The following is a 14,684-nucleotide window of genomic DNA, read 5'->3' as shown; positions in this document are numbered from 1 at the left end:
GGATCCAGGGAAGCCGCCTGGATCCCTCGCTGCGCTCGGGATGACACGGGGTGAATCACCCGTCGGCGTCGATCATGCCGCCCGGGACAGATCGCGCGTCAGCGCCGGCAGGTCGAGGCGGAAGACGGCGCCGCGCTCGGGCCGGTTGGCGGCGGCGATCGTGCCCTGCATCTCGCCCATGATCTCGGTGCTGATCGACAGGCCGAGCCCGGTGCCCTTGCCCTTGGGCTTGGTGGTGAAGAACGATTCGAACAGGCGGGGCAGCACGTGCTCGGGGATGCCCGGCCCGCTGTCGCCGACCTCGACCACCAGGCGGCCCGACTGGACGTCGTGGCGGGCGCGGATGTCGATGTGCGCCTGCTCGATCTTGCCGCCGTTGCGCGCGCGCTCCTCGTTGATCGCGTCGCGCGCGTTGATCATCAGGTTGATCACCACCTGCTGCAGGCGGTTGGCGTGGCCGTGCACCGCCGGCAGGTCCGCCGGCAGCTCGAGGTCGACCGCGATGCGCGCCAGGCGCATCTGCTCGCTCACCAGGTCCACCGCGCCGGCGACGGCCTCGGCGATGTCGAAGGGCTGCGCCTGCTCGTCACCCTTGCGCGCGAAGCCCTGCAGGCGGCGCACGATGGCGGCGGCGCGCTGCGCCTGGTTGCGCACGCGCGTGATGTGGCGCAACGCATCCTCGGCGTAGCCCTCGGCATCGTCCTTGTGCAGGCCGTCCTCGATATCGGCGGCCAGCGCGTCGACGCCGAACTGCACCACGGTCAGCGGCTGGTTGATCTCGTGGGCGATGCCGGTGGCCATCTCGCCCAGGGTCGCCAGCCGCGAGGCATCGAGCGCGCGCACCTCGGCCGAGCGGCGCTGGGTCTCGTCGACGCCCAGGAACAGGCTGTAGTCGATGTCGCGATCCTCGTCGTGCACGTGGCTCGCCGTGACGCGCACGACGCGGCGGCCCGCGCCGCTCCTCACCACCTGGTCGAAGGCGAACGATTCGCGCTGCTCGCCGGCGAACCAGGCGGCGAGAGCCCGGGCATCGGCATCGCAATCGACGACGTCGGTGTAGCGCTGGCCGATCACGTGCTCGAGCGGCTTGCCCGCCGCCTCGATGAAGCTGCGATTGGCCAGCACGATGCGCCGATGCGAGTTGACCAGCGCGATCAGCGCGCCGCTGGACTCCACGATGGAGCGCAGCTTCAGCATGTCGTCGCGCTGCGACTGCTCGAGCCGCACCTGGGCTTCGATGTCGCGCACCACGCCGATCAGGGCGTAGCGGCCGTCGGCGTCGGGCGCGCCGGTGGTCTTGAAGCGCAGGTCGAGCCAGTGCCCGGTGGGCAGCAGGCCGCCGGCGCGGATGCGCAGCGCCTGCATCGTGCCCGGCGCGCGCTGGGCGGCGCGCAGGCCCTCGATCATCGCCGGCACGTCGTCGGGGTGGAACAGCCGCGTCGGCGAGACGCCGACGATCTGCTCCGGCGCCAGGCCGAGCACGCGTTCGGCGGCGGGGCTGACATAGCTGACGCCGGCGGCATCGGTGGTGAAGACGGCGTCGAGCATCGAGTCGACGACGTGGCGGTAGCGCGCCTCGCTGGCCTCGAGCTCGGCCTCGCGCTGCTTCAGCGCGGTGATGTCGACGCGGCAGGAGGCGATGTAGCCGCTGGCCGTGTGGATCTCGTTCGAGTCGACGTAGCGGCCGTCCGGCACGCGCTGGGTGTGGCCCGGGTTCTGCGCGCGAAAGCGCGTGAGCAGCAGATTGCGCACGTCCTCGCGGTCGCCGAGCTCGGCCGGCCGCCAGGCGACCAGACGGTCGATGATCTCCTCGTAGTGCAGGCCGATGATGTCGGGCTTGTAGACGGCGGGATTCACCGCCGCCAGCCGGCTGTTGAACATCACCATGCGGCCGTCGCGGCCGTACAGGCCGAAGCCGACGGGGATGGCCTCGATCGCCTCGAGCAGCTGCTGGCGCGATTCGACGGCCTCCTTCTGCGCCCGCTCCGCCGCCAGCCAGCGCCGCCGGTTGGCCGCCGTGGTGCTGCCGAAGGCGAAGAGCAGCACCGCGCTGGCGCCCATGGCGATCCAGGTGCCGTTGTCCGCCGGCAGCAGCGGCAGCGTGCCGGAAGCCGTGCCCGCCGCCAGAGCGAGCAGGACCACCGCCAAGGCGGCGAGGGCGACACCCCGGCGGCCGATGGCGCCGAGATGGTCGTTGGCAAGCTCTTCGCGGGACGCACTCATTGCAGAGTTGCGTAGCTTTGTTCGGGCCGCGAACCAACCGGCGATTAGTCCAATCTGGCGAGGGTCGGCGACATGGCCGAAATGCTGCGCCTGTGGCGCAGGGTGCGCAGCAGCTCCTCGGCGTAGGGCAGCACGCCGAACAGGCCGGTGCCGGCCAGCACGGCGATCAGGTACCAGCCGGGCAGGGGCGGCTGCTTGAGCGCCACGGCGAAGGAGGCGCCGCCGCTCCACAGCGCGCGGAATTCCGGCCAGTGCAGCACGACGACGATGAAGGTCGCCGCCACCGGCAAGGCGCCCAGCGCGCCGTGCACGTGCTGCTCGGCGGGCGCGATGCGGCGCGTGGCATCGGCGTAGGCGATATCGATGGCGGCGGCGAGACTGTGCAGCACGAGGCCCGCCAGCATCAGCAGCATCACCAGGGCGTTGACCTGCAGGAACAGCATGGCCAGCAGCGGCAAGCCGACGGTGGCGAGCTGGACGATGTGCAGCAGCGATTCGCGCGGCCCGGAGGTCCATTCGATGGCGGCGCGGCGATGGCACTGCCAGTCGGCGAGGCCGAAAGCCAGCCACGCCGGGATGATGCCGTAGAGCAGGGCGTAGGCGAGGAGGGAGTCGGTCGACATCAAGGCGCACCCTGTCGGGAAACAAGGCGGCGCCGCGGCAAGGGTTGCGTCAGTTCAGCAGCCAGACCGTGGCGCCGAGAAACGTCGCCATCATGCCGAGCACCGCCACCAGGGCGATGCGATCGTTGCGGGCCGCTGCTTCTCGTCTAGACAATTCCCGGCGCATGACTCACCTGCCGTGCCATTCGTCCCCTTCTGCCAGCAGAAACGGGCGAAGGCATGGCGATGTTGCGCGCAATGCTGTGAGCGTTCGGGGGCGGATGGACGCAGTCCGGCACGGCGGAAAGAAAGGATGGGCGGCCTCCCTTGGGGGGACTCAAAGGGGCCGCCCGAAGTCTGCGTCGTCATCACTGACGGGCGTTGAACGTCGATCGAAGGTCGGAGTTCCAGGCGCGACCACGACCCGGGATCGGCACCCGCCGGTCGCCGGCGCGTTGTGCAAGCCACGACGATCGAGGGAGAGGCCCATGGAACAGACCATCGTGGCGCAGTTCGAGACCCGCCGCGGCGCGGAGATGGCGGTCGAGCACCTTGTCCAGAAGCACGGCGTCAATCGCAGCGACGTCTTCGTGCGCGCACCGGGCGTGGCCAACACCTCGGGCGTGCGCGCCGCCGGTGCCGATGCCGGGAAGAAGGGCGAGCCGGAGCTGGCCGGTCCGATCGAGGTGTCGGTCGATTGCCACGACGAGAGCGGTGAGATCGTGCGCTCGGCGCTGCGGGAGGCCGGCGCGACCCAGGTTCGCGCACGCTAGCAAATGCGACTGTCATCGCGAGCGCAGCGAGGGATCTCTTTGGGACCGCCGGCCTCCCGCCGGCCTCTTCAAGTGCCGGCGAGACGCCGGCGCTCCCAGGAAGACATCCTGGATCCCTCGCTGCGCTCGGGATGACAGGCTGGAGGTCGCCGTCGCCCGGCTTTTCCCCGCTGTTTTCCGTTCTGTCCCCTGGCTGACGCGCAACCGGCGGCGATCCGGCGCGTTGGCGCGCCCGCCGCTCAGGTCATGCGGAAGATCGCCATGTCGATCAGCTCGTGCTGGCTGAAGGGCTTGCCGAGCAGCGGCACCTCCCGCATGTCGTCGGGGAGGATTCCCACGCCATAGCCCGAGGCGAAGAAGAACGGTATGCCGCGGCGGGCCAGCACGCTGGCGGCACCGAAGCATCTCTCGCCGTTCAGGTTGATGTCGAGCACGGCGCCGTCCAGCGCTTCGCTCTCGGCCAGACGTATGGCGTCGTCCAGCTGGCCGACCGGCCCGACGACGATCGCCCCCGCGTCGAGCAGCGTCTGCTCGATCTGCGCGGCGACCATGAAGTTGTCTTCCACGACAAGCACGCGCAACCCGGTCAGCGGAGTGTCGCCGGTCACGGCCTTCTCCCCCGAATCGCATCCCTGATCACTTCCTACCGCGATTGTGGAAGCACGCGCCATGCCACACGACAGTAGCGATGAAAGGAGTGCAATCGCTCACTCCTGCAGGCGGGCAACCGGCGCCAGGTCGCTCCGTTCTTGCTCCACGACCAAGTTACGGAGACGAGAGATGAAGTATGTGATGTTGCTTGCCGCGATCGCCCTGGTGGCGTCGGCGTGCACCGTGAGGACCGAACGTACTGTCGTCGAGAAGCCGGTGGCGCCGGAACCTGCGGCGGCAGTGGTGTACACCCCGGCGCCGCCGCCGCCGACAACGACCGTGGTCGTTCCGACGCGGTAGAACGAGACGCAAACAGGTGCGCCGCTCCCTTGGTGGGAGCGGCGCACCTGTCTTGCATCCTCACCTTTCTGTCGGCTGCGTCCCACCTTGCCTATCGCAGCCCGAAAAACGCCAAGACGGCGAGGACGACGACAACAAGGCCAACCACATAAATGATGCTGTGCATGAGGACCTCCCATTTCGGCGCTTTGCCGCAAATGGTGGCGGCACGGGCCGACTGGCTAAGCTGCATTGTTTCCCGGATGGGTGTTGTGCAACGTCGCGCGGATGGGTGAGTTCCAGGCGGCGCCTCTTGCGTTTGGCGTCCCGGCAGGGGGCGACGCACATGCCTGTGCAGCCAATCGTCGTGCGACCTCGTGTGGGTGATCACGCGATTATCACCCACAGCATCGAGCCCACCGCGGCTGCCATCAACCCGGCGGATGCCCAGCCAAGCCATGCGAGGAGACCGCCGACGGCGAATTGTCCCATGACCGAACGGTTGCGGGATGCCAGCATCAGCATGAACATGACCGGGACCGCCACGACACCGTTGATGACTGCGCTCCAGTACAATGCCTGGATCGGGTTGACGGGCATGAAGTTCAACACCATGCCAATCGCTGTCGCGGTTGCTATCGTCGCATAGAAGCCCGACGCCTCGCGCGGCTTGCGCGCCAGGCCGACGCGCCAGTGCCGTGCCTCCGCCAGTGCATAGGCCGCCGAGCCGGCCAGCACCGGGATCGCGAGAAATCCGGTCCCGATGATGCCGAGGGCAAAGATCAACTCGGCATAGGGGCCTGCCACCGGTCTCAGCGCCTCGGCAGCCTGCGCCGAGCTCTGGATGCGTTCGATTCGCCCATTCAGCGCCGCAGCGGCAGTGATCACGATGGCAAGTGCGATGGCGTTCGAGAAGCCCATGCCGATCAGGGTGTCGATGCGGATGCGCTCCAGCGCCATCGGCGCCTGCGAAGGGGCGCAGTTCAGCGGCCGCCGTCCAGGCACGACACGAACGTCCTCCGCTTCCTCCGAAGCCTGCCAAAAGAAGAGATAGGGACTGATCGTCGTGCCCAGAATGGCCACGATCGTGGTCAGCGTCTCGCGCGACGGGGTAACGGTTGGAATGGCCAGCCCTCTCACTGCCGCCGGCCAATCGATCTCGACCAGAAACAAGGTAGCGACGTAGGCGAAGAGCGCGACTGTGAGGTACTTCAGCATCCTCACATAGCGCGTGTACTGCATGAAGACCTGCAGCACGATGCAGAGCGCGCCGAAGCCCAGCAGCCACAGCGCGCTCGATCCGCCAATCACGAGCCTGGTCGCGTCGGCCATTGCGCCGAGGTTGGCGCCGATATTGATGATGTTGGCGATCAGCAGCGCTGCCACGATCGCCTGTAGCAACGCAACCGGGTAGTGCCTACGCAGAACTCCGGCGATGCCGTGGCCGGTAGTACGGCCCAGCCGGGCGGCGATCATCTGAATCGCCGCCATCAGGGGCCATGTCAGCAGAAGTGTCCAACCGAGCGTATAGCCGAACTGTGCGCCTGCCTGGCTGTACGTCGCGATGCCGCTGGGATCGTCGTCGGATGCGCCGGTGATCAGGCCTGGGCCGAGCATCCGCCAAAGGCGCGGCTTGCTGGGTCCAGGCGTCTGCTTCGGCGCCTCGCTGTCCTCGATCGTCTCTGCCATGGCGGCGGTGAGAACGTCGAGTCCGGCTGGAGTGTTCCGCCGATTTGTGTTCAGCGGGAACTCGCCAGTGGATGTGACGTTGCCAGACGCAATCGTCGGAGGCGACACATGAGCAGCGAGTCGAGTGGACCGCGCGATACGCAAACTGATCTCGGCAAGCTCGGCGACGGCCTGCGAGAAGCAGGAAGCAGAGCAGGCAATGCGGCGCTCGATGAGGCCGAAGCCGCCGCGGAGGGTGTCAAGAGAGCAGGTGCCGACGAGGTACGGCAGATCGCCGAAACGGCCGAACGTGTCGCGGACGATCTGCAGCAGCAAACCCCGCTTCTGGCCGACTACGTCCGCGACGCTGCGCACCGCATAGAAAGCATGGGCGAAGCCCTGCGCGAGCGCACCGTGGGCGACATGCTGTCGGCAGCCACCGATTACGGTCGCAAGCAGCCGATCCTTCTCTTCGCTGGCGCTGCCGTCGTGGGTTTCGCCCTCTCGCGCTTCGTGCGCAGCGGCCTGTCGCCATCATCGACCGACGCGGCGGCTGCTCGCGAGACGATCAACAAGGCAACCGGCATCGACGTCTGACGGAGGCCACCATGCTGCATCCCAGAACCGCCTCCCGCCGTGGCGTCGTCGGCCTGGCCAGTGACGCCATTGCCGGTGTGAGCGACCTCGTCGCGACCGAGTTCGCACTGGCCCGCGCCGAGTTGGGCGAGAGGCTGGCGGCGGTTCGTGGCAGCCTCGTGTTCCTGCTGAGCGGTGTCGTCCTGCTCATCGCCGCGCTTTTCTTCGGCCTGCAGGCCGTCGTGCACGCACTCGCAGCCTCCGGCATGGAGCCGCACTGGGCCGCGCTGCTGGTCGCGGGCGGCAGTGCGCTCGTGGGTGGTGTGCTGCTGTCGGTCGGTCTCAAGCGCTTCGATCCGGTTCCCAGGCGCTCGCTGCGAGAGCTGGAACGAGACAGAGCCCTGGCAGAGGAGCATTTGCCATGAAGTCCAGCGCACAGCTGCAACGCGAGGCCGCCGCGCAGCGAGCCCAGCTTTCCTCCACGCTCGACCAGCTCGGCGACAGCATGACCGCCCGGCAGATCTCCAACGAAATACTGTCGCTGGCGAAGGACAGCGGTCTGTCAATCGTCCGCAGCCTGGCGCATGGCGCGCGAGACAATCCCGTACCGGCGCTGCTGATCGGCGCCGGGCTGCTGATGATGCTGACAAAGGGGACAGGCGACAAGGGAGGCACCGAACTCGCGGGCAAGGCAGGAGACATCCTCCGGGATTTCGCCTCGGCCGGCGCGACGGCTGCCAAGGGCGCGGCAGCCGGAATCGCCGGCGCTGCCAGCAATGTCGCGAGCGCCGCCGGGGATGCCGTCGATTCGGCACGGCACGGAGTTGAAGACACGGCGGCCAGGGCGAAGCACGCCGCCGACTCCGGTTTGGGCGACGCCGAGGGCCTCGTGGGTCGCGGCAAGGAGCAGGCCAGGCACCTGGTGGACGAGGCGCAGCACCTCGCCGGCCAGGGCCGCGACGCGCTGCAGAAATTGGCCGATGAACAGCCCATCCTGCTCGCCGCGGCGGGCGCCGCGCTCGGGGCTGCGCTGGGCGCGGCCCTGCCGATGAGCGATGCCGAGCGGCGCTATTTCGGCAGTGCGGGCTCGCGCGCGATTCGGGCTGGGCGAGAAACCGCGGCCAAGGTGGCCGATGTGGTGAAAAGCGAGACCCTGGGTGATCACCCCGAAACCAAGGTCGCTGACGTGGCCGAGAAGGTGGTCCGTGTCGTCACCAAGGACATCAACAAGCCCACGACCAACGTACCGACCGAGCAGGGAGGTCACGGTGGGCCTGTTTGACCTGCTGTCCGGACGCCCCGATCGCATGTTCGGTCGTGGCGGCGGCATGTCGCCCGTTACCATGGGCGTGCTCGGCCTGCTTGCCTACAAGGCGATACAGAGCATGAACAAGCCGGGCAGTGGCGAGTCCGGCGGCGGCATCGGCGACTGGCTGCACAGGACCCTCGGTGGCGACACTTCCAGCCGGCGCGACACAGGCGGCATCCTGAGCGGCGGTCTGCGGGACCTGATCGGGCAGTTCCAGCAATCCGGACATGGCGACATCGCCAGGAGCTGGGTCGGCGCGGGCGCTAATCGCTCGATCACGCCGGACGTACTGGCGAAGGTGCTGACCGAGGAGCAGATCGCCACGCTGATGGCCCACACGGGCCTGGGTCGCGACGAGCTGCTGCGCGGCATGAGCGAGGAGCTGCCACCTGCGGTGGACAAGCTGACGCCGGAGGGCGACGTGCCGTCGCCGCTGGAGATGGACGAAGTCATTGGCAACAAGCCTGCCTAGGTATCGAATTCCCGCGAGGCGCTTCAAGTTGCCAGAGGAAGCAGGGCTCGTCAGACCAGGCGAGAGATCAGCGGCGGCGGTCGCCCTTGTCACCCTGGCCGCGCTTGGCGACGGTCGTTGCCTTCCGCCGTCGATCGGCCGCGAGCGATTTTCCTACGTCGTCGACTTCCTTGAACGTCCCTTTGGTGCTGCGTCGCACGTAGCGCTTGTCCGTGCCCGTGTCGATCAGCTCACGCTTGGCAGCCTTTCGTCTGGCAGGCGTTTTCGATCGGGTCGTGACCTTTTTCGCAGCCTTCTTCTTCGCGGCCTTCTTCTTCGCGGCCTTCTTCCTGGTGGCCATGGTTACCTCGGGGCGAGAACGTGAAGTTTGCGGCACGGTGACCGCTTTGCCGGTAACGGCGGAGGCGTGCATCCGTTCCTGCCGGGGCGGGCCGGTCAGTATCGGTCCGGGTCTCAACCTACTGGCCGCGCCTGTGGTGGCGCCACGACCTGAACTCCGGCAGATCCGAAGGGTCGAACAGTGTGCCCTCGACGGGACTGAGGGCCGGCAGGTCGGCGTTGCTGGCTTCCGCATGGGTCATGTCGATCAGCCGTCGCGCGGCACGCAGATCGACCTCGATCGGCAGGCCGAGATCATGGGCGATGTCCGCCATGAGGTCGGCCAGCGTGGCCAGCTCGTCGACGGCCGATGCCGCGATGGCGCGTCTCGCCGAGTCGACGAGGCGCTGCGCGTCGGACGACGCCATCACGCGATCCAGCGCCAGGTCGTGGGCGGCGTAGCTGGCGACCATTTCGAGCAGCGCCCGGGCATCCGACATGAACGCGTCGCGACCGCGGCCACCCGGGGCGTAGCTGTCGCGGTCAATCATGGCTGGGCTTCTTGGCCCGCTCGTTCCTGACCTCGCGATCGTCCTTGCCGTGATCCGGCTTGTGATGCTCGCGCTGGACCTGCGTGTCCTGCTCGTCGTCGTCCGCCGGCTGGTCGGGCTTGTTGTGCCGTTCCCGGTTCGTCATGCCGTCCTCCTTGCGATCTTCCAGGCCGCCGGCGCCGGGCGGCGTCAGTGCCTGGGATAGCTGGGTGGCGTCGAGCCGTCGGGGCCGCGGCCCGCGCCGGTGCTCGCCGTGCCGCGCCGCGCGCGCCAGGCGCGGTACTTCACGATGCCCACCGCGGCGGCGACGATGAAGGCGCCGAAGCCGATCAGCACGAAGATCAGGTAGCCGTAGTCGCTGGTTTCCATCGACCGTCTCCCTGTCCGGCAACGCCGCCCGCGCAAGGCAGGTTCCGAGCGCCGCGGGCCGTCCGCGGAACTGCCGCCCGGAAGTCCGCGTTCAGCGTGACGTCACGGAATGTCGGAGCGGCAGCATGGCGGCGACCCGGATGAAGCGGCGGCGGCCACGGCGCAAATCCGCGCCGCTCTCGCGCCGCGCCGAACGCGAGAGGCAGGAACGCAAGCTCGACGACGCCCTGCGCGACAGCTTTCCGGCGAGCGATCCCGTGTCCTTCCTCGAACCCTGCCCGAGCGACGAGAAGGGCGCCGGCGACTGACGCGAGCGGCAGGGATTTCGGACTTCCCTTCCCCCGGAGGGGGAAGGTGGCGCGCGCAGCGCGACGGAAGGGGGATGCCTCAACGAAGCCGGTGTTCGTCTTCGACATCCCCCTTCCGCCCTTCGGGCACCTTCCCCCTCCGGGGGAAGGCAAGACCGCGGCAGCGCTTGCGGGGTGAGGGAGCAGAACCCCCTCACGCGCGTTGCGCGCGCTTCTCGTCGGCCGGCGTGATCGACGTGAGGCTCGCGCGGCCCTCGCGCGGCCGGCCGTCGGAGGGCCCCGGGCCGGGTGCGGCGGCGATCTCGGCGCGCTGGCGGGGCAGGGCGTGCGGATACTCCGCCTGCAGGAACTCGATCAGCTTCTCGCGCACCTCGCAGCGCAGGTCGAAGGCCTGGCCGGCGTCGCGCGCGCTCACCAGCGCGCGCAGCTGGACCATGTTGGTGGGCACGTCGGTGACCTGCAGCACGACGACCTGGCCGTCCCACAACTTGCTGCCGCGCGCAATCTCCTCGAGCTTGGCGCGCACGCGCGCCACCGGCACGGTGTAGTCGACATGCAGGAACACCGTGCCCAAGAGCTGCGAGCTGCCGTAGGTCCAGTTCTGGAACGGCTTCTCGATGAAGTAGGTCAGCGGCAGCACCATGCGCCGGAGATCCCACAGGCGCACCACGACATAGGTGCTGTTGATGGTTTCGATCCAGCCCCACTCGTTCTCGACGATCACCGCGTCCTCGACGCGGATCGGCTGGGTGATGGCGATCTGGATGCCGGCCAGCAGGTTGCTCAGCACCGGCCGCGCCGCCAGCGCCAGCACCAGGCCGGCGGCGCCGGCCGAGGCCAGCAGGCTGACGCCGTACTGGCGCACCGATTCGATGGTCATCAGGGCGGCGGCGACGACGATGATGATCAGCATCGTCTTGGCCACGCGGCGCAGCACGCGCACCTGCGTCACCTGCTTGCGCACCGCGAGGTCGGCGCCGGCGCCGATCGTGTCGGCGTTCAGCTGCACCAGGTAGCGGTCGGTGAAGAAGTCCAGCGCGCTCAGCATCGCCCAGCCCAGGGTCAGCACGTAGGCGACCAGCAGGAGCTGGCCGATCGTGTCGGCGACCCCGCGCTCGAAGCCGGCCAGCGGCAGCGCCAGGCTGAGCGCGGTCAGCAGCACGATGCCGGTGGCCGGCGCGCGCGCCCGCATCAGCATGATCTGCAGCGTCTCGCTCAGCTTGCCGGCGAGCCGGATCATCTGGCGGATCAGCCAGCGGTAGACGGCGAGCACCAGCAGCGCCGGCAGGGTCAGGATGACGGTGCTGACGATCCAGGCGGGAATCTCGATGCCGAACAGGTCCATGTCGCGGTGCTTCCCCTGCGCTGTGACGGTCGAGCCCGGATCGGCCGCGAATGTGGCGATGGTTTGGCGGGCGCCGTCGCCGTGGCGGGAGGTCCAATCCGCCGGGAAAATACACTACATTGGCGCGGACAGTGGGGAGGATCGACGATGTTCGGCAGGAGCACCCTGCAGGCCTACCTGGTCGTGGCGGCGTTGGGATTGATCGGCGTGCTGGTCGCGATCGTCATGGCGCGCAAGCCCGAGATATCGGCGCTGATCGTCGGCGGGCTCGTCGCGCTGATCGTGCCGGTGCCGCTGATCTGGCTGATGCGCAGGCTCGGCTATCCGATCGGCCGGCCGATGAGCTGCGCGCGCTGCGGCGCCGAGCAGCCGGTGATGCGCCGGCCGGCGAGCTTCCGGCAGGCCATGCTGGGCGGCATCACCTGCGCCCAGTGCGGCGCCGAGCTCGACGCGCGCGGCCGCCTGCGCCCGCCGCAGACGGGCCCAGGCTGATCCACAAGGATGGTTGCGCATAGAGGCGTTTATTGCGTATACGCTTCATTATTGCGCAGAAGGGTGTATAGTTGCGCATATGAGATTATGCGCAACGAAGGGCGACCATGGCCCGGCCGATCGATGAGGCAGGCCTGGCGGCCATTGAAGAGGCGGCCCGCCGCCGTCCCGAGGGGCTGACGGCGCGGCAGATCGCCGACACGCTGGAGACGGTACCGCCGCGCCGGACCCTGCAATACCGCCTCAAGCACCTCGTCGACCGCGGCCGCCTGCTCATGGATGGCGAGCGCCGCGCAGCGCGCTATCGCGCGCCGCGCATCGCCGCGGCGCTGGGTCTGGCCGAGGGACGCGACGAATCCTGGGAGGCAGGAGCGATCGAGCCGCCGCTCTCCACCGCCGCCGCCGTCATCCGCAGGCATGTCCGCCAGCCGCCGGCACGCCGAAAGCCCGTCGGCTATCACCGCGCCTTTCTCGATGGTTACCGGCCGGGCAAGAGCTTCTATCTGGGCGCACGCGAGCGCGCGCATCTGCGCGCGGTCGGCACGCCGCGGATCGCCGACCAACCCGCCGGCAGCTATGCCAGGCAGATCCTCAGCCGGCTGCTGATCGACCTGTCGTGGAACTCGAGCCGCCTGGAGGGCAACACCTATTCGCTGCTCGACACCAGGCGCCTGATCGAGTTCGGCGAGGAGGCCAAGGGCAAGCGGCGCCTCGAGGCGCAGATGATCCTCAATCACAAGGACGCGATCGAGTTCCTGGTCGGCGCGGCGGACGGGATCGGCTTCAACCGCTACACGATGCTGAACCTGCACGCGCTGCTGGCGAACAACCTGCTCGGCGATGCCAACGCGCCGGGCAGGCTGCGGCGCATGGCCGTCGGCATCGGCGGCTCGGTCTTCCATCCGCTCGCATCGCCGCCGCTGATCGAGGAATGCTTCGACCAGATCCTCGCGACGGCGGCCGCGATCGACGATCCGTTCGAGCAGGCGTTCTTCGTGATGGTGCAGCTGCCCTACCTGCAGCCCTTCGACGACGCCAACAAGCGGGTCGCGCGGCTGGCCGCGAACATCCCGCTGATCAAGGCCAATCTCTCGCCGCTCTCCTTCGAGGACGTGCCGCGCCAGGCGTATCTGGAGGCCGTGCTCGGCGTCTACGAGCTGCGCCGCTGGCACATGCTCAAGGATCTGTTCATCTGGGCCTATGAACGCTCGGCCGCGCGCTATGCGGCGGTACGGCAATCGCTCGGCGAGCCCGACCCCTTCCGGTTGCGCCACCGCGCGGCGCTGCAGGAGGTCGTCGGTGCGGTCGTCCGCGGGCGCATGGACAGGAAGCGGGCCGTGGCGCACGTCGCCACCTGGACGAAAGACCATATCGACCGGCCGGAGCGTGAGCGGTTCCGCGACACCGCCGAAAGCGAGCTGCTCGGCCTGCACGAGGGCAATTTCGCGCGCTACCGGATCCGGCCATCGGACTTCGCGGCGTGGGCGAAGGCGTGGAAACGGTAGCCGCCGCCGTTCAGCGCGAGGGCGCGGGCGCCGCGACGTGGCGCGAGGGCAGCAGGAAGGTGATCGCCCAGCAGGCCAGCAGCATCGCCGCCGAGCCGAGCAGGCAGGCGATCATGCCGCCCCACTGGTAGAGCGCGCCCGACAGCAGCATGCCGGCCAGCCGGCCGGCGGCGTTGGCGGCGTAATAGAAGCCGACATCCTCGGCCGCCTTCTTCGAGCCGGCATAGGCGAGGATCAGGTAGGAGTGCAGCGCGGAGTTGACCGCGAAGGGCAGGGCGAAGAGCGCCAGCCCGGCGGCGACGACGAGGTCGGGGCGCCACAGGCCGGGATCGCGCAGCAGCAGCGCCAGCGCCACCGGCACCGCCGCCAGCAGGCCGGCCCAGATGCGCGCATGCGGGATCTCGCGGCTGAGCCCGTCGGCGCTGCGCGCGATCAGCGCCGGGGCGGCGGCCTGGACCAGCCCGTAGCCGATGGTCCAGGCGGCGAGAAAGCCGCCGACCTCGACGAAGCGCCAGCCCGCGGCATAGAGGAAGACCGGCAGGCCGACGACGAACCACACCTCGCGCGCGCCGAACAGGAAGACACGCGCGCCCGCCAGCAGGTTGACGCCGCGCGACTTCGACAGGAACTCGCGCATCGTCCTCGACGATTTGCCCCTGCCCAGCGCACGCGGCAGCAGCGCCACGCCGGCGAGGAAGATCGCGCCGATCAGCCCGGCCATCAGCCACAGCGCGGCGCGGAAGCCGACCAGGTCGAGCAGCAGGCCGCCGAGGAAGAAGCCGATGCCCTTCATCGCGTTCTTCGAGCCGGTGAAATATGCCACCCATTTGAAGAGCTGCCCGGCGCCGGACGCCGAGGTCGTCTTGATCGCCGTCTTCGACGCGGTCTTGGTGAAGTCCTTGGCCAGGCCGGCGATGCCCTGGGCGATCACCACCCAGGCGACGGAGGCAGCCGCGCTCCAGCCGGCATCGAGCATCGAGAGCATCACCAGCCCCGCGACCTGCAGCGCCTGGCCGGCCGCCAGCATGCGCGGGATGCCGAAGCGGGTGGCCAGCCAGCCGCCGGCGAGGTTGGCGACGATGCCGGCGAGCTCGTAGAGCAGGAACAGGAAGGCGAGCGTGAACGGCGAGTAGCCGAGCTGGAAGAAGTGCAGCAGCACCAGCATGCGCAGCGCGCCGTCGACCAGGGTGAAGCCCCAGTAGGACGCGGTGACGATCAGGTAGTGGCGCATCGTCTGTGCCTC

Annotated in this window: 19 protein-coding genes; 9 read left to right on the top strand and 10 right to left on the bottom strand. The window is 68.9% G+C overall.

Annotated features, from left to right (window positions below; genetic code table 11):
- Window positions 1-72: 72 nt before the first annotated feature.
- Together KF889_18205 and KF889_18200 are read right to left on the bottom strand one after the other, a co-directional pair.
- Window positions 73-2,223: a PAS domain S-box protein gene (locus KF889_18205; protein ID MBX3501376.1), complete on the bottom strand. Its 2,151-nt coding sequence runs from the start codon at window positions 2,221-2,223 to the stop codon at window positions 73-75.
- A gap of 44 nt (window positions 2,224-2,267) precedes the next feature.
- Entirely contained in the window at window positions 2,268-2,846 is a 579-nt protein-coding gene (locus KF889_18200; GenBank protein MBX3501375.1) for a diguanylate cyclase, read from the bottom strand.
- 467 nt (window positions 2,847-3,313) lie between these two features.
- Between KF889_18200 and KF889_18195 the strand changes: the two genes are divergently transcribed.
- Window positions 3,314-3,598 (top strand): hypothetical protein, encoded by a 285-nt coding sequence (locus KF889_18195; GenBank protein ID MBX3501374.1) that lies wholly within the window; start codon window positions 3,314-3,316, stop codon window positions 3,596-3,598.
- Window positions 3,599-3,837: 239 nt separating this feature from the next.
- On the opposite strand, the gene KF889_18190 is transcribed toward KF889_18195, so the two are convergent.
- Window positions 3,838-4,149, bottom strand: a complete 312-nt coding sequence (locus KF889_18190) for a response regulator (protein ID MBX3501373.1) — start codon at window positions 4,147-4,149, stop codon at window positions 3,838-3,840.
- Between the two features lie 229 nt (window positions 4,150-4,378).
- On the opposite strand from KF889_18190, the gene KF889_18185 reads away from it, so the two are divergent.
- On the top strand, window positions 4,379-4,549 hold the full coding sequence (locus KF889_18185; GenBank protein MBX3501372.1) for a hypothetical protein: 171 nt from the start codon (window positions 4,379-4,381) through the stop codon (window positions 4,547-4,549).
- Between the two features lie 366 nt (window positions 4,550-4,915).
- Here the strand turns inward: KF889_18185 and KF889_18180 are convergent, their stop codons facing one another.
- On the bottom strand, window positions 4,916-6,217 hold the full coding sequence (locus KF889_18180; GenBank protein ID MBX3501371.1) for a divalent metal cation transporter: 1,302 nt from the start codon (window positions 6,215-6,217) through the stop codon (window positions 4,916-4,918).
- A 108-nt stretch (window positions 6,218-6,325) separates the two neighbouring features.
- Between KF889_18180 and KF889_18175 the strand changes: the two genes are divergently transcribed.
- From KF889_18175 to KF889_18160, 4 genes are read left to right on the top strand one after another with little or no spacing between them, the layout of a single operon-like run.
- Window positions 6,326-6,793, top strand: coding sequence for a hypothetical protein (locus KF889_18175; protein ID MBX3501370.1), 468 nt, complete (start codon window positions 6,326-6,328; stop codon window positions 6,791-6,793).
- Between the two features lie 11 nt (window positions 6,794-6,804).
- Window positions 6,805-7,197 (top strand): phage holin family protein, encoded by a 393-nt coding sequence (locus KF889_18170; GenBank protein ID MBX3501369.1) that lies wholly within the window; start codon window positions 6,805-6,807, stop codon window positions 7,195-7,197.
- On the top strand, window positions 7,194-8,054 hold the full coding sequence (locus KF889_18165) for a DUF3618 domain-containing protein (protein ID MBX3501368.1): 861 nt from the start codon (window positions 7,194-7,196) through the stop codon (window positions 8,052-8,054). Before KF889_18170 ends, KF889_18165 begins: the two co-directional genes overlap by 4 nt.
- Window positions 8,041-8,553 (top strand): DUF937 domain-containing protein, encoded by a 513-nt coding sequence (locus tag KF889_18160; GenBank protein ID MBX3501367.1) that lies wholly within the window; start codon window positions 8,041-8,043, stop codon window positions 8,551-8,553. Before KF889_18165 ends, KF889_18160 begins: the two co-directional genes overlap by 14 nt.
- A gap of 67 nt (window positions 8,554-8,620) precedes the next feature.
- Here KF889_18160 and KF889_18155 read toward each other — a convergent pair whose 3' ends face one another.
- The 4 genes from KF889_18155 to KF889_18140 form a co-directional block, all read right to left on the bottom strand.
- Window positions 8,621-8,893, bottom strand: coding sequence for a hypothetical protein (locus KF889_18155; protein MBX3501366.1), 273 nt, complete (start codon window positions 8,891-8,893; stop codon window positions 8,621-8,623).
- A 118-nt stretch (window positions 8,894-9,011) separates the two neighbouring features.
- The gene (locus KF889_18150) at window positions 9,012-9,422 is read right to left on the bottom strand and encodes a hypothetical protein (protein ID MBX3501365.1); all 411 of its coding nucleotides are present in this window, start codon (window positions 9,420-9,422) and stop codon (window positions 9,012-9,014) included.
- Window positions 9,415-9,567 (bottom strand): hypothetical protein, encoded by a 153-nt coding sequence (locus tag KF889_18145; GenBank protein ID MBX3501364.1) that lies wholly within the window; start codon window positions 9,565-9,567, stop codon window positions 9,415-9,417. Before KF889_18145 ends, KF889_18150 begins: the two co-directional genes overlap by 8 nt.
- 44 nt (window positions 9,568-9,611) lie before the next feature.
- Window positions 9,612-9,791: a hypothetical protein gene (locus KF889_18140; GenBank protein MBX3501363.1), complete on the bottom strand. Its 180-nt coding sequence runs from the start codon at window positions 9,789-9,791 to the stop codon at window positions 9,612-9,614.
- Window positions 9,792-9,916: 125 nt separating this feature from the next.
- Between KF889_18140 and KF889_18135 the strand changes: the two genes are divergently transcribed.
- Window positions 9,917-10,099, top strand: coding sequence for a hypothetical protein (locus tag KF889_18135; GenBank protein ID MBX3501362.1), 183 nt, complete (start codon window positions 9,917-9,919; stop codon window positions 10,097-10,099).
- A gap of 193 nt (window positions 10,100-10,292) precedes the next feature.
- Here KF889_18135 and KF889_18130 read toward each other — a convergent pair whose 3' ends face one another.
- Complete coding sequence (locus KF889_18130) at window positions 10,293-11,444, bottom strand: mechanosensitive ion channel family protein (protein MBX3501361.1); 1,152 nt, start codon at window positions 11,442-11,444, stop codon at window positions 10,293-10,295.
- A 147-nt stretch (window positions 11,445-11,591) separates the two neighbouring features.
- Between KF889_18130 and KF889_18125 the strand changes: the two genes are divergently transcribed.
- Both KF889_18125 and KF889_18120 read left to right on the top strand, forming a co-directional pair.
- Entirely contained in the window at window positions 11,592-11,936 is a 345-nt protein-coding gene (locus KF889_18125) for a hypothetical protein (protein MBX3501360.1), read from the top strand.
- Between the two features lie 107 nt (window positions 11,937-12,043).
- A complete protein-coding gene (locus KF889_18120) occupies window positions 12,044-13,441 on the top strand; it encodes a Fic family protein (GenBank protein ID MBX3501359.1) in 1,398 nt (465 codons plus the stop codon).
- A 10-nt stretch (window positions 13,442-13,451) separates the two neighbouring features.
- On the opposite strand, the gene arsJ is transcribed toward KF889_18120, so the two are convergent.
- A complete protein-coding gene (arsJ, locus tag KF889_18115) occupies window positions 13,452-14,672 on the bottom strand; it encodes an organoarsenical effux MFS transporter ArsJ (protein MBX3501358.1) in 1,221 nt (406 codons plus the stop codon).
- Between the last annotated feature and the right edge of the window lie 12 nt (window positions 14,673-14,684).

This window comes from Alphaproteobacteria bacterium (assembly GCA_019635875.1).
Lineage (GTDB): Bacteria > Pseudomonadota > Alphaproteobacteria > Reyranellales > Reyranellaceae > JAFAZJ01.
Note: the sequence above shows the minus strand (reverse complement) of the source record. Positions and strands in the feature narration are given on the sequence as shown.

Coding starts and splice junctions, on each gene's coding strand:
- KF889_18130 (MBX3501361.1), bottom strand. CDS start 11,444: ATGGACCTGTTCGGCATCGAGATTCCCGCCTGGATCGTCAGCACCGTC.
- KF889_18190 (MBX3501373.1), bottom strand. CDS start 4,149: ATGGTCGCCGCGCAGATCGAGCAGACGCTGCTCGACGCGGGGGCGATC.
- KF889_18125 (MBX3501360.1), top strand. CDS start 11,592: ATGTTCGGCAGGAGCACCCTGCAGGCCTACCTGGTCGTGGCGGCGTTG.
- KF889_18175 (MBX3501370.1), top strand. CDS start 6,326: ATGAGCAGCGAGTCGAGTGGACCGCGCGATACGCAAACTGATCTCGGC.
- KF889_18140 (MBX3501363.1), bottom strand. CDS start 9,791: ATGGAAACCAGCGACTACGGCTACCTGATCTTCGTGCTGATCGGCTTC.
- KF889_18205 (MBX3501376.1), bottom strand. CDS start 2,223: ATGAGTGCGTCCCGCGAAGAGCTTGCCAACGACCATCTCGGCGCCATC.
- KF889_18200 (MBX3501375.1), bottom strand. CDS start 2,846: ATGTCGACCGACTCCCTCCTCGCCTACGCCCTGCTCTACGGCATCATC.
- KF889_18135 (MBX3501362.1), top strand. CDS start 9,917: ATGGCGGCGACCCGGATGAAGCGGCGGCGGCCACGGCGCAAATCCGCG.
- KF889_18120 (MBX3501359.1), top strand. CDS start 12,044: ATGGCCCGGCCGATCGATGAGGCAGGCCTGGCGGCCATTGAAGAGGCG.
- KF889_18180 (MBX3501371.1), bottom strand. CDS start 6,217: ATGGCAGAGACGATCGAGGACAGCGAGGCGCCGAAGCAGACGCCTGGA.
- KF889_18165 (MBX3501368.1), top strand. CDS start 7,194: ATGAAGTCCAGCGCACAGCTGCAACGCGAGGCCGCCGCGCAGCGAGCC.
- arsJ (MBX3501358.1), bottom strand. CDS start 14,672: ATGCGCCACTACCTGATCGTCACCGCGTCCTACTGGGGCTTCACCCTG.
- KF889_18155 (MBX3501366.1), bottom strand. CDS start 8,893: ATGGCCACCAGGAAGAAGGCCGCGAAGAAGAAGGCCGCGAAGAAGAAG.
- KF889_18145 (MBX3501364.1), bottom strand. CDS start 9,567: ATGACGAACCGGGAACGGCACAACAAGCCCGACCAGCCGGCGGACGAC.
- KF889_18150 (MBX3501365.1), bottom strand. CDS start 9,422: ATGATTGACCGCGACAGCTACGCCCCGGGTGGCCGCGGTCGCGACGCG.
- KF889_18170 (MBX3501369.1), top strand. CDS start 6,805: ATGCTGCATCCCAGAACCGCCTCCCGCCGTGGCGTCGTCGGCCTGGCC.
- KF889_18195 (MBX3501374.1), top strand. CDS start 3,314: ATGGAACAGACCATCGTGGCGCAGTTCGAGACCCGCCGCGGCGCGGAG.
- KF889_18185 (MBX3501372.1), top strand. CDS start 4,379: ATGAAGTATGTGATGTTGCTTGCCGCGATCGCCCTGGTGGCGTCGGCG.